This is a genomic window from Streptomyces taklimakanensis, assembly GCF_009709575.1.
In the GTDB taxonomy this organism is placed as follows: domain Bacteria; phylum Actinomycetota; class Actinomycetes; order Streptomycetales; family Streptomycetaceae; genus Streptomyces; species Streptomyces taklimakanensis.
Genome location: NZ_WIXO01000001.1, coordinates 2,991,734 through 3,003,799 on the forward strand (window position 1 = coordinate 2,991,734; position 12,066 = coordinate 3,003,799).

Below are 12,066 nucleotides of genomic sequence, written 5' to 3' on the forward strand. Positions count from 1 at the left end.
CCGGTCGTCCACATGCCCTGTGGATAACAGGATTGGCTGTGGCTCTCCGCAGCCCTACCGTTGACCGGCGCCCGCCCGTCGTTCTCCTCCTCTTCACCGCGGCCCCGCCCCGCCGCGGCCGGTGAATCGACGGGCCTTCGCTGTCAGAGCCGTGCCGTAGGAAAGAGGGGCCCGGCCGTGAACCACGGGAGGAGGTGACGGGGTGGCGCAGTCCGAACACGTCGACAGCCCGGCGCCCGGTCACATCGCGGGAGCCCTCGGTTCGGTGGGAGCCGGCCCGAGCGACCACCTCCCCGTGTCCCGTCAGCGCCGCGGTCCGGAACCGGACGGCGAACGCCACGACCGCGGCCCCGAGCCCTGGGCGGGCGAGCCCGGGGGCCACGGCGGACACGGCGGCTCCGGCTCCGGGGGAGCCTTCGACCGCGTCCCCCCGCAGGACCTCGAGGCCGAGCAGTCGGTCCTCGGCGGCATGCTGCTGTCCAAGGACGCCATCGCCGACGTGGTGGAGACCATCCAGGGCCAGGACTTCTACCGTCCGGCCCACGAGACGATCTACCAGGCCATCCTCGACCTCTACGCCAAGGGCGAGCCCGCCGACCCCATCACGGTCGCCGCCGAACTCACCCGGCGCGGCGAGATCGCCAAGGTCGGCGGCCCCGGCTACCTCCACTCCCTGGTCCAGACGGTCCCCACCGCGGCCAACGCCCAGTACTACGCGGAGATCGTCCACGAACGCGCCGTCCTGCGCCGCCTGGTCGAGGCGGGCACCCGCATCACACAGATGGGTTATGCCGCCGACGGCGACGTCGACGAGATCGTCAACTCCGCCCAGGCCGAGATCTACGCCGTCACCGAGCAGCGCACCTCCGAGGACTACCTCCCCCTCGCCGAGATCATGGAGGGCGCGCTCGACGAGATCGAGGCGATCGGTTCGCGCAGCGGCCAGATGTCGGGCGTCCCGACGGGCTTCTCCGACCTGGACTCCCTCACCAACGGCCTCCACCCGGGCCAGATGATCGTCATCGCGGCGAGGCCGGCCATGGGCAAGTCCACCCTGGCCCTGGACTTCGCCCGCGCCTGCTCGATCAGGCACAACCTGCCCAGCGTGATCTTCTCGCTGGAGATGGGGCGCAACGAGATCGCCATGCGTCTGCTGTCGGCCGAGGCGCGGGTGGCGCTGCACCACATGCGGTCGGGCAGCATGACGGACGAGGACTGGAACCGGCTGGCGCGCCAGATGCCGGAGGTCACGGAGGCGCCGCTGTACATCGACGACTCGCCGAACCTGACGATGATGGAGATCCGCGCCAAGTGCCGCCGGTTGAAGCAGCGGAACGACCTGCGGCTGGTCGTCATCGACTACCTCCAACTGATGCAGTCGGGCGGTTCCCGCCGCCCCGAGAGCCGTCAGCAGGAGGTCTCGGAGATGTCCCGGAACCTGAAGCTGCTGGCCAAGGAGCTGGAGGTGCCGGTGATCGCGCTCTCCCAGCTCAACCGCGGTCCCGAGCAGCGCACGGACAAGAAGCCGATGGTCTCGGACCTCCGTGAGTCGGGTTCGATCGAGCAGGACGCCGACATGGTCATCCTGCTGCACCGTGAGGACGCCTACGAGAAGGAGTCGCCGCGCGCGGGCGAGGCGGACCTGATCGTGGCCAAGCACCGCAACGGTCCGACGGCGACCATCACCGTGGCCTTCCAGGGCCACTACTCGCGATTCGTGGACATGGCCCAGACGTGACGGGGCGCGTGTAGGTTCCCAGATCTCGTGTCCTTCTCCCACCGGCGATGTCCACCGCGTGGCCAATCGGACAGGGGAATGGGATTCATGCCGTGTGAGGGAGTAGTTCCCCCCCTTGTGCACAGGACCGCCCTGGTCGTCGTCTGAGTGCGGGTTGGGGGCGGGACCTCGGCGTTCGGCGGCCAGTGGGGCTGTCTCGGGAAACGCGGAGTCGGTGGCCCGATGGGTACAGCGGTGTCCGCGCCGGTACGGCTGGGCGTCCGGCGCGGGGACGAGGCCGTGGTGGAGGACCTGGAGTGGCCGTCGGTGTCGCTCGGGCCGCTGCGGGAGGCCCGGCCGTGGCGGGCGTTCCGTTGGCACAAGGAACAGCAGCACCACTGGGGCGCGTACTGGTCGGTGACCATGGGCGACCACGTGATCTGTGAGTCGCGGCTGGAACTGGGGCGGCTGCTGTTCGCCGACTTCGCTCCAGAGGTGCGGCACATCGTCGCCCAACCGTTCCTACCCGAGGTCGATATCGACGGCAAGGTCCGCAAGCACATCCCGGACTACCTGCTGCTGACCGATGAGGGCCCGCTGGTGGTGGACGTCAAGCCGCAGCACCGGCTTCACAAGCCGGAGGTCGCCCTCACGTTCGCATGGACGCGGGAGGCGGTCACTTCGCGCGGGTGGCAGTACGAGGTGTGGAGCGAGCCGATACCGATCGTTCCAGCGGATCGCTGACCTCCCCGACTTCTCCCGCCAGATCCCGATCCGCCTTGCTCAGATCTACGGCATCCCCTCACGAGACGGCCCTCAGGACTACAACCGCTACGGGATCATCGACCGTGACCGGCTGTTCGAGCAGTGCGTCAATCTTCGCCGGACCCTTCCCGAGATCTCGCCCGCGAGAAGGACATGAGCGTCGCCAACACGACCGGATGGGCTCACCGTCACGGCGTTCCCCTTCGTTCTCGTGGTGGGGGCAGCCACCACAGTGCGCTCCACGTAGCCGACTCGGCGGCCTGCCATCCCGAGATCTCGCGCAGAGCCTTCACCGGTCCACATGCCGAGCAGCGGCTGCGGCGTTTCGCTCGATGTCCGGCCCATCCAACCCGCACCGAAGCCGCTCACAACCTGGGCATCCACCCGTCTGTTCTCATCAACCAGATCCGGATCTTGGAGCAGAATCTCGGACCACCTCTTCTGAAACGAGCCGAGCGCGGCCGCGCCAGGCAGGCCACCGAATTCGGACAACAGGTGGCCGATGCGGTCGAGGAAATGCCAGGGGATTGGTGGACTGGGCGGCAAGGGCCTGAGGACCGTCGCAGCTCCTGAGGCCGTCGAATAATCCCGTGCCGTGTCACCGGTTGACGTGCAGACTCGCCCCATGGCGGACATGAGGGCGTTCCAGGATGCGGTCACCGGCTGGGCGACGGGCGGTCCCGACGGGCCGGCGCGCGATCTGGCGGAAAGCCTGGGGGCACGGACCGCTGTGCTCCTGGAAGGGCTGAGCGATCTCGCGGCCGTCGAGGCGCTGGCCGCCCGGCGGGGCCGGGACCTGGCCGCCGAGGGAGTGTGTGTCGTGCCGATGGGCGGGGCGATGAGCGTCGGCCGCTATGCCGGGCTCCTCGGGCCGCCCGGCCTCGGTCTGCGCCTGACAGGACTGTGCGATGAGGGCGAAAAGGGCTTCTACGAGCGCGGCCTGACACGGGCGCAGGCACCGCTCCAGGACATCCACGTATGTACCGCAGACCTGGAGGACGAACTCATCCGCGCGCTCGGCACGGCAGAAGTCGAGGAGATCCTCCACGCTGAAGGCGACTTTCGTGCCTGGCGGTCCTTCCAGCGTCAGCCCGCACAGCAGGGCCGGCCCCGGCATCAGCAGGTGCGGCGCTTCCTCGGCACGAAGAAGGGCCGCAAGATCCGATACGGCCGTCTCCTTGTCGAGGCCCTCACACCGGCCCGGACACCGCCCCCGCTCGACGGACTGCTCGCGAGCCTGTGAGGCGGTGGACGGACTGCCGTTTCGAGCGTGCTCGACAGCGCACGAGCGCGGGGCGTCGATCAGTTGACCGGGTGGCAACGGCTGGGCAGGCTCCAGCACGACCCGCCTGCCCCTACCGGGAGACCCACGGATGACTTCTCACCTGTACGCGCTCTGCTTCGATGCGCACGACCCGCTCCGTCTCGCGCGCTTCTGGGCGGACTTTCTCTGCTGGGAGACAGCCGAGGACTCCTCCGACGGCACCACACTGCTTCCCCGCGATGACACCGGGTTCCGGCTCCGCTTCCTCCCGACCTAGGAGCGGAAGACAGGCCAGAACCACATGCACTTCGATCTGACGAGCACGTCCCTCGGCGACCAGAAGCAGGTGGTGGAGAGGGCGCTCCGACTCGGTGCCCGGCACATCGACATCGGTCAACGCCCGGAGGAGGGGCATGTGGTGCTCGTCGATCCCGACGGTCACGAGTTCTGTGTGATGACCCCCGATAGGCCTCGGAGTGGGGTGGGTGCATGAAGACAGGACCTCCGACACAGCGCGAGGGTCGTTGACACCACTTGGCGGGACGCCATCAGGAAATGGACACAACGACGGGACGAGACCCTGTGGACACCTGAGGGGACGGAGGCGGGAGCCGATGGTCAGAGCGACGTCAGTGGACAAGCCGACGCGGAACCTACAGCGACGCGGTGGAGCGGCCCGCGGGACGGGCGCGCCGCCGCTGGGAGGAGTACCTGGTGCTGCGCGGCCGCGTCGAGGAGCACCTCGGTCCGCTGCCGTCGGCACCGGGCCCGTGAGGAACCCGCCCGGCGGGGCGCGGACGGTGGGAGGCTGAAGAGGTGTACGAGGAGTGGCGCTCCCGACGGGTGACCGGCGCGGTGGTGTGGCGCCGGGAGGCGCTCCCGGACGCCCGTCGGGCCGGGGGACCGGTCCGGGTGCTGCCGGACGGCTGCATGGACGTGATCTGGACGGACGGCGGGCTGCTGGTGGCCGGCCCCGACACTCGGGCGCACCTCGTCGAGGACCGTGCCCCGGGGCCCGTTGGGTCCGGGAGGCGCTCCCGCGGCGCCGAGCACGTGGGCCTGCGCTTCGCCCCGGGCACCGGACCGCGCGTCCTGGGCCTGCCGGCCTGCGAGCTGCGGGACGCGCGGGTGCCGCTGGCCGCCCTCTGGCCGGAGCGGAGGGTGCGGGAGCTGACCGAGCGGGTGGCGCAGGCGTCGGACAAGGCGGCGGTGCTGGAGGAGATGGCCGTCGGGCGGCTGCGCGAGGCGCCGGACGACCCGCTGGTGCGGGCGGTGGCGATCGGGCTGCGGGACGGCGGGAGCGTCGCCGGGGTGGCGCGCGGGGTGGGGCTGAGCGAGCGGCAGCTCCACCGCCGCTCGCTGGCGGCCTTCGGGTACGGGCCGAAGACGTTGGCGCGGGTGCTCCGGCTGGTGCGGGCGCTGAGCTTGGCCCGCGGAGGCGCGCCGCCGGCGTCGGTGGCGGTGGCGGCCGGGTACGCGGACCAGGCCCATCTGTCGCGCGAGGTGAGGGCGTTGGCCGGGATTCAGCTCTCGGTGCTGCTGTCGGGAGCCTGATCCCCGCCCGGCAGGGGGGCGAAGAGGGAGATCCCGTTGCCGTCCGGATCGAGGACGATGGCGTACCGCTGTCCCCAGAAGGCGTCCCAGGGTTCCTTGTGTCCGGTGTACCCGGCCCGCGTCAGCTCCCCGTACTGCCGGTCGACGTCGGCCGGGTCGTCGCAGCGGAAGGCCAGGCCCATGCGGTCGCCGCCCCGTGGCGGGGTCCAGTCGGGGTCGAAGGAGCGGACGGTCTCGATGGTGTCCCAGGCGATGCGCAGCCCGCCCGGCAGCGCCGCCTCCACGTGGGGCAGTCCGTCGGCGTCGGCGGGGATGTCGAGCCCGAGGCGGCGGTAGAACGCGAGCGAGGCGGCCATGTCGGTCACGGTCAGGCCGATGAGGTCGAAGCGAGGTGCCATGTGGGCACGCTATGCGGCGGGTGGCCCGGTGGTCTTGAAGGAATCGGACGTCCTCGGGTCCGTTCTGGGGCGTGGTGTCCGACGGCGGGCTCGGAATCCGCCTCACCACCGCCGCACGGCACCGGGCCGGCCTAGGCTGCGATCATGAGCGATCTCGACATACGGCCCGCGGCGGCCGGCGATCTGGGCGCCATCGTGGACATGCTCGCCGACGACCCGCTGGGCGCGCGGCGCGAGTCGCCCGGTGACCTCGCCCCCTACCGCGCGGCCTTCGAGGAGATCGCCGCCGACCCCCGGCAGCACCTGGTGGTCGCCGTCCGCGGCGGCCGGGTCGTCGGCACGCTCCAGCTCACCGTCGTTCCCGGGCTGTCGCGGCGCGGTGCGAGCCGTTCGCTCGTCGAGGCCGTGCGCGTCCACTCCGACGAACGCGGCGGCGGTCTGGGCACCCGGTTGATCGAGTGGGCGATCGAGGAGTCGCGCCGGCAGGGCTGTGCCCTGGTCCAGCTCACCTCCGACGCCACCCGCGCGGACGCCCACCGGTTCTACGAGCGGCTGGGCTTCGTCGCCTCGCACGTGGGTTTCAAGCTGGTGTTCTGAGGACCGGCGCCACGGGCCGGCCGCCTCTCGCGGAGGTCCGCCTGGCCCGTTCGGGGTCCTCGACGGACTCCGAACGGCTCGCGGTGTTGCTCGCCGAAGGCCCGGACGAGGTGGTTCACCATGGGGACGACCGTCCGGCCGGTGGCGCGGCCCGCGCTCCCCGCCCCGAGTGGGCGATGCGTTCGCCGGGGCCGTCGGGTCGATGGCCGCGCGGGCGCGGGCCGGGTTGTCCACAGGGTGTGGACGAGTGTTTTGTTCGCGGCCCGACAGGCAGGTGCGCGCCCGAGGTGCGACGGCGTGGACGACCGTCCACCACCGCCGTCTCCTCCTCCGCCGCCGACCGGGCGGCACCCGATGGCCCCTCACCGGGGGGAGCAACGCAGAAGATGCAGGGAAAAAGGGTGAATGGCGTGAAACCGCACGAAAATCTCCCCTGTGGAAAACGGTGGCGACTGTCGGTGGGGGTGTGGAGAGTGGTCGCATGATCACTTCCAACGGAGAATCCGACTCGCGCGAGGACGCCGGGTTGCTGCCCGAGACCCGGCGCGCGCTCGGCCACGGGCTGGCCGTCGCACAGGCCGAGGGACGGGTGCCGTCGGCCGTCGCGGCCGTGGTGCGCGACGGACGGACGGTGTGGACGGGGAAGCGCGGCGGCGCGGTCGCGGCCGGCGGTGAGGAGCCGGAGGGAGGGGAGCCGACCCCCCACACCCAGTACCGGATCGGTTCGCTCACCAAGACGTTCGTCGCCGTGCAGGTGATGCGGCTGCGCGACGCGGGGCTGCTCGATCTGGCCGACCCGCTCGGCAGGTATCTGGAGGTGCCCGCCGAGGCCGGGGAGGAGCCGGCCTCGGCGACGATCGCCCAACTGCTGTCCCACTCCGGCGGGCTGGCCGCCGAACCGCGCGGCCCCTGGTGGGAGCGGACGCCCGGTGAACTGCGTTCCGAGCCGGCGGACCTGTTCGGCGAGCGTCCCGTGCGGCACCCCGCCGGGCGGCGGCACCACTACTCCAACCTCGGCTACGCGCTGCTGGGCGCCCTCGTGGAGCGACTGCGCGGCGCACCCTGGAGCGACGTACTGCGCGAGGAGGTGCTCCGACCGCTGGGCATGGACCGCACGACGCCGCTGCCCGAGGAACCGTACGCCCGTGGCTGGGCGGTGCACCCGTGGGCGGACGCGGTGCTGCCCGAACCGCTCTGCGACACCGGACGGATGGCACCCGCCGGACAGCTGTGGTCCACGGCCGCGGACCTGTGCCGCTTCGCGGCGTTCCTGACCGCCGGTGACGACCGGGTGCTCGGCGCGGAGAGCCTCGCGGAGATGCGCACTCCGGCGGTGGCCCCGGAGGCCTCCGGTTGGGACCAGTCGTACGGGCTGGGCATGCAACTGGTGCGTTCCGGCGGGAGGTTGCTGGCCGGGCACACCGGCTCCATGCCGGGGTTCCTCGCCGCCGTGTGGACCGCGCCGGAGGAGCGCCTGGCGAGCGTGGTCCTGGCCAACGCCACCGCGGGGCTGCCGGTGGGAGGTCTGGCCGCCGAACTGTTGGACACCGTGGCCGAGCGCGAGCCGTCCCTCCCACCGCCCTGGCGTCCCCGCTCGGCGGCCGATCCGGAGCTGTTGGCGCTGACCGGGCCCTGGTACTGGGGGCCGTCCGGGTTCGCGCTGCGGCTGCGCGAGGGGCGGGCGCTGGAGCTGGTGCCGCTCGGCGGCAGGGGACGGGCCTCCCGCTTCCGCCCGGAGGCGGACGGCACCTGGACGGGGCTGGACGGCTACTACGCGGGGGAGACGCTGCGCGTGGCGCGCGACGCGGACGGCGGGGTGAGCCATCTGGACCTGGGGACGTTCGTCTTCACCCGGCACCCGTACGATCCGCAGGCGCCGGTGCCGGGCGGGGTGGACCCCGAGGGGTGGCGCGCGGACTGACACCCGGAGGCGGGGGTCCGCGAGAGCGGCTGCCGGGCCGCCGGGACGTGTCGAGGGCGCGGGTGCGGAGCCGGCCCGACGCGTCCGGAGTGGGGCCCTCCGCCGTTTCGGCGGTCGCGTTCGGTCGAATACCGGCGGCCGGGAAAGGGGCGGGGTCCGTCATGGAAAAGTACGGACACATCGCTCTCGCCGGTCTTCCGCCGACCGCCCGGAGGGAGTGAAGATCCCGTACGGGAGGTGTGCCCGACCCGCGACGGGGCATCCGGTGGGACGGGTCGCCGGAGGACGGGGCCGCACCGCCCCGCGCCTCCACCGGGCGGTGAATCCCCAGCTCCGAGCGGGGGGTTCCCGGCCCGGTCGCGGAGCCGTGCGCGGGCGGTCCGGGGTGGGCGGAGGAGGAGCGGGTCGCCCCGGAACCCCGGCGCGGCGCGGGCGGTCGAATTACCGGAACCGCTATGGGTGCTTGTGTATCGGCGGGTCGCCGGTATGGTCGAGTCCACATCACCGCACATGCCTGCTCAAGCAAATCCGCGGCCGATGACACGGGGAGATCCGAACGGGTGGTTTCCGCCTTCGGGGCGCCTTTGGAAGTTGCCGGACCTATCGGAAGATGTTCGAGGCGAGACTGACCATGGCCACTACGTCCGCAGACAACGGGCTTCCACGGGAGACGGCCGGCGGCCCGCCCTCGGCGGGCCGCGACGGTGGTGACGGAGGCGGGGAGTGGAGCTGGTTCGCCCCGGGTGAGGGAGAGAGGAGCGCGGCGCGGTCGTCCCGTCCCGACCCCGACCCCGGATCCGGTCCGACCCCCGCTCCCGCCCCCGTGACGGGCCGCCGCCCGGAGTCCGGGTCCGAGCCGGACTTCCCCGCCAACCCCGGTTACGGCAAGCTCGACCCGTCCCACGACGTGGCGCTGATCCGCCGCACCCTGGACGAGATCGAGCCGATATCCCAGGCCGTCACCTCGTACTTCTACGCCCTGCTCTTCGTGCGGCACCCGGAGCTGCGCGCCCTGTTCCCCGCCGCCATGGACGCCCAGCGCGACCGGCTCTTCCGGGCACTGCTCACCGCTGCCCGGCTCATCGACGACAGCCGCGTGCTGGTGGAGTACCTCTCCCACCTCGGTCGCGGGCACCGCAAGTACGGCACCCGGCCCGAGCACTACCCCGCCGTCGGCGAGTGCCTGATCGACGCGCTCACCCGCTACGCCGTGAACAGTTGGGACGAGCAGACCGAGGCCGCCTGGGTGCGGGCCTACACGGCCATCTCCCAGGTCATGATCGACGCCGCTGCCGAGGACGAGCGGCACGCGCCCGCCTGGTGGCACGCCGAGGTGGTCTCGCACGAGATGCGGACCTCCGACATCGCCGTCATCACCGTCCGGCCCGACCATCCCTATCCCTTCCGGGCCGGGCAGTACGCCAGTGTCGAGACGCCCTGGTGGCCGAAGGTGTGGCGGAACTACTCCCTGGCGTGCGCCCCGCGCCCCGACGGCCTGTTGGTCTTCCACGTCAAGGCCGTGCCCGCGGGCTGGGTCTCCACCGCGCTCGTCCACCGCGCCCGTCCCGGCGACGTCCTGCGGCTCGGCTCCCCGGCCGGGACGATGACGGTGAACCACTCCTCCGACAACGGGCTGCTCTGTCTGGGCGGCAGCACCGGCATCGCGCCGATCAAGGCACTGGTCGAGGACGTCGTCGGGCACGGCCGGGCCCGACCGGTCGAGGTGTTCTACGGCGCCCGCAGCGACCAGGACCTGTACGACCTGGAGTCCCTGCGCGAGCTGGAACTGCGGCACCGCTGGCTGACGGTGCGCCCGGTGGTCGAGGGACCTGCGGACGGCCTCGTCGGCCGGCTCCCGGACGCCGTGCGGCAGTGCGGCCCGTGGCACTCCTACGACGGCTATCTGTCCGGGCCGCCCGGGATGATCCGCAGCGGTGTGGAAGCGCTGGTGGGCTCCGGCATCCCCGCCCACCGCATACGGCACGACTCCCTCGACGGCCAGGCCGCCGCGAGGGGCTGAGGTGGCACACGAGTGAGACGGAACGTGAACCACGGCGTGAACCACGACGTGGACGCCAGGGAAAACGCCAGGGAAGACGTCAGGGAAGCGACCGACGCGACCATGATGCTCGGAACGGTCCGCGGGGAAGGCGAGGGACGACGTCCCGCGCGGTCGGCGGCAGCGGACGACGGGCGGAGCGGGACGTCGGCGGAGGACGCCGTCGGGACGGGCGACACCTCCACGCACCGGCGGCCCGGCAGCGACGGCGAACACGAGGTGCAGCGGAGGCTGGGCACCACCGCGCGCGCCGACCGCTTCTACGACGACCAGATGCTCGACCACCTCAACGAGCGGATGCGGGAGTTCGTCGGGCAACAGGAGATGTTCTTCCTGGCCACCTCCGACCGGCACGGCGAGTGCGACAACTCCTTCCGGGCCGGCCCGCCGGGCTTCCTGCACGTGGTGGACGAGCGGACCCTGGTCTACCCCGAGTACCGGGGCAACGGCGTGCACGCCAGCCTGGGCAACATCGAGGAGAACCCGCATCTGGGCATCCTGCTGATCGACTTCTTCCGTTCCCGGGTCGGTCTGCACATCAACGGCCGTGCGGAGGTCGTGGAGGACGCCGAGATACGCCGGGCCGTGCCCGACCTGCCCGTGGACTCCGTGCCCGGTCGCCGGGCGCTGGTGTGGGTGCGGGTGACGGTGGAGGAGGCGTACATCCACTGCGCCAAGCACATCCCACACCTCCAGAAGGCGCCCAAGGGAACGCCGCGCGACTGGGGCACGGACGACCACCGGCGCAAGGGCGGCGACTTCTTCGGGGTGGCGGAGGGCGCCCGTGGGCGCGCCGCCGACCACCGGCCGAACCATGAGCCCACGGCACCGGACGACCGGCCGGCGCCGGTGCCCGCCGCGGGGCCGCCCACCCCGCAGCCGCCCGCCCCGCAGCAGTCCACCCAGCAGCCGCCCGCCCCGCGGACGCCGGATCCGGAACCCGCCTCCTCGGAACCGGTGCCCCCCGCCCCGGGCGGGGAGCTCGTTCCGGCCGGAGCCGGCCTGCCCGACGCCGACGACCCGACGGCCTGGCAGGCGCTCGCCGAGCGCATCCTGGCCAGGGCCCTCAGCCGTGGCGAGGAGACCGAACAGGCCCGGTACACCGACTGGTTCGGCTGAGCGGGCCGGTTCCCCGGCACCCCCGACGCCCGGCCCCCCCCGACGCCCGGCCCCCCGACGCCCGGCGGCCCTGACGGTCGCCGGGCCGACGCCGTCGGGGCACCACCGTCGGGGCACCACCGGCGGGTTACCCCAGATCCGGTGCCAGCAGGGCCAGCACGCCCTCGATGTTGGTGGTCAGGAAGTCCCGCAGCCTGGGCGGCACCACGTTCACGGAGGCGATGCCCGCCCGCGTGAAGGGGACGCGGACGACCTCGTACTCGCCGCGCGGTTCGTCCACCTCGGGGCCGTGGCGGCGCGAGAGGTCCATCGAGACCAGCCGGCAGACGAAGAAGTGCTGCACCTTCACGCCCGGTCCGAAGCCCGGATCGGCGGCCTCCGGATCCTCTGCGGGATCGTGGCCGACGGTGTCGACGAAGGCCGGGACCACATCGGTGACCTTCGCCCCCAACTCCTCGTCCACCTCCCGGTGGAGGGCGTCGACGACGGTCGCGTCCTCCGGCTCGACACCACCGCCCGGAGTGATCCAGTACGGATCGCGGCCGGGCTTGGTGCGCTTGATCAGGACCAGTTCGTCGTCGTCGAGCAGGATGGCCCGGGCGGTGCGTTTGACCACGGGGCGCGCGTCGGCGGTCATGGGGAAGATCTGGCCCGGCGCCGGGTCGGCGAAAC

11 protein-coding genes and 1 pseudogene are annotated in these 12,066 nt (G+C 72.2%); 10 read left to right on the plus strand and 2 right to left on the minus strand.

From position 1 onward, the window contains the following. Positions 1–244 precede the first annotated feature (244 nt). The 6 genes and pseudogenes from dnaB (at position 245) to F0L17_RS13070 (ending at position 5,300) form a co-directional block, all read left to right on the plus strand. The gene (gene dnaB, locus F0L17_RS13045; protein ID WP_162466811.1) at positions 245–1,738 is read left to right on the plus strand and encodes a replicative DNA helicase; all 1,494 of its coding nucleotides are present in this window, start codon (positions 245–247) and stop codon (positions 1,736–1,738) included. 222 nt (positions 1,739–1,960) lie between these two features. Then, entirely contained in the window at positions 1,961–2,461 is a 501-nt protein-coding gene (locus F0L17_RS13050) for a TnsA-like heteromeric transposase endonuclease subunit (RefSeq protein WP_155071208.1), read from the plus strand. A gap of 174 nt (positions 2,462–2,635) precedes the next feature. Continuing rightward, on the plus strand, positions 2,636–3,055 hold the full coding sequence (locus F0L17_RS28510) for a LysR family transcriptional regulator (protein ID WP_155071209.1): 420 nt from the start codon (positions 2,636–2,638) through the stop codon (positions 3,053–3,055). 52 nt (positions 3,056–3,107) lie between these two features. Beyond that, positions 3,108–3,725, plus strand: a complete 618-nt coding sequence (locus F0L17_RS13060; RefSeq protein WP_155071210.1) for a TOPRIM nucleotidyl transferase/hydrolase domain-containing protein — start codon at positions 3,108–3,110, stop codon at positions 3,723–3,725. A gap of 130 nt (positions 3,726–3,855) precedes the next feature. Beyond that, positions 3,856–4,209: pseudogene (locus F0L17_RS13065) on the plus strand (VOC family protein); the annotation flags it as partial. A gap of 353 nt (positions 4,210–4,562) precedes the next feature. Continuing rightward, a complete protein-coding gene (locus tag F0L17_RS13070) occupies positions 4,563–5,300 on the plus strand; it encodes a helix-turn-helix domain-containing protein (RefSeq protein WP_162466145.1) in 738 nt (245 codons plus the stop codon). Here the strand turns inward: F0L17_RS13070 and F0L17_RS13075 are convergent. Continuing rightward, the gene (locus tag F0L17_RS13075; protein ID WP_155071211.1) at positions 5,270–5,698 is read right to left on the minus strand and encodes a VOC family protein; all 429 of its coding nucleotides are present in this window, start codon (positions 5,696–5,698) and stop codon (positions 5,270–5,272) included. The two genes, F0L17_RS13070 and F0L17_RS13075, sit on opposite strands and share 31 nt — an antisense overlap. A 144-nt stretch (positions 5,699–5,842) precedes the next feature. Here F0L17_RS13075 and F0L17_RS13080 point away from each other — a divergent pair, with 144 nt between their 5' ends. From F0L17_RS13080 to F0L17_RS13095, 4 genes are all read left to right on the plus strand, one after another. Then, a complete protein-coding gene (locus F0L17_RS13080) occupies positions 5,843–6,295 on the plus strand; it encodes a GNAT family N-acetyltransferase (protein ID WP_155071212.1) in 453 nt (150 codons plus the stop codon). 481 nt (positions 6,296–6,776) lie between these two features. Beyond that, positions 6,777–8,216 (plus strand): serine hydrolase domain-containing protein, encoded by a 1,440-nt coding sequence (locus F0L17_RS13085; RefSeq protein WP_155071213.1) that lies wholly within the window; start codon positions 6,777–6,779, stop codon positions 8,214–8,216. Between the two features lie 631 nt (positions 8,217–8,847). Beyond that, positions 8,848–10,236, plus strand: a complete 1,389-nt coding sequence (locus tag F0L17_RS13090; protein ID WP_238419354.1) for a globin domain-containing protein — start codon at positions 8,848–8,850, stop codon at positions 10,234–10,236. A 12-nt stretch (positions 10,237–10,248) separates the two neighbouring features. Beyond that, entirely contained in the window at positions 10,249–11,394 is a 1,146-nt protein-coding gene (locus tag F0L17_RS13095) for a pyridoxamine 5'-phosphate oxidase family protein (RefSeq protein ID WP_420802417.1), read from the plus strand. A 127-nt stretch (positions 11,395–11,521) separates the two neighbouring features. Here F0L17_RS13095 and F0L17_RS13100 read toward each other — a convergent pair whose 3' ends face one another. Further along, positions 11,522–12,031, minus strand: a complete 510-nt coding sequence (locus tag F0L17_RS13100; protein WP_155071215.1) for an NUDIX hydrolase — start codon at positions 12,029–12,031, stop codon at positions 11,522–11,524. Positions 12,032–12,066: the final 35 nt, after the last annotated feature.

What these genes read in the sequence shown, in the direction of transcription:
- F0L17_RS13080 (WP_155071212.1), top strand. Translation starts at nt 5,843, where the DNA reads ATGAGCGATCTCGACATACGGCCCGCGGCGGCCGGCGATCTGGGCGCC.
- F0L17_RS13085 (WP_155071213.1), top strand. Translation starts at nt 6,777, where the DNA reads ATGATCACTTCCAACGGAGAATCCGACTCGCGCGAGGACGCCGGGTTG.
- F0L17_RS28510 (WP_155071209.1), top strand. Translation starts at nt 2,636, where the DNA reads ATGAGCGTCGCCAACACGACCGGATGGGCTCACCGTCACGGCGTTCCC.
- F0L17_RS13060 (WP_155071210.1), top strand. Translation starts at nt 3,108, where the DNA reads ATGGCGGACATGAGGGCGTTCCAGGATGCGGTCACCGGCTGGGCGACG.
- F0L17_RS13100 (WP_155071215.1), bottom strand. Translation starts at nt 12,031, where the DNA reads ATGACCGCCGACGCGCGCCCCGTGGTCAAACGCACCGCCCGGGCCATC.
- F0L17_RS13075 (WP_155071211.1), bottom strand. Translation starts at nt 5,698, where the DNA reads ATGGCACCTCGCTTCGACCTCATCGGCCTGACCGTGACCGACATGGCC.
- F0L17_RS13090 (WP_238419354.1), top strand. Translation starts at nt 8,848, where the DNA reads ATGGCCACTACGTCCGCAGACAACGGGCTTCCACGGGAGACGGCCGGC.
- F0L17_RS13050 (WP_155071208.1), top strand. Translation starts at nt 1,961, where the DNA reads ATGGGTACAGCGGTGTCCGCGCCGGTACGGCTGGGCGTCCGGCGCGGG.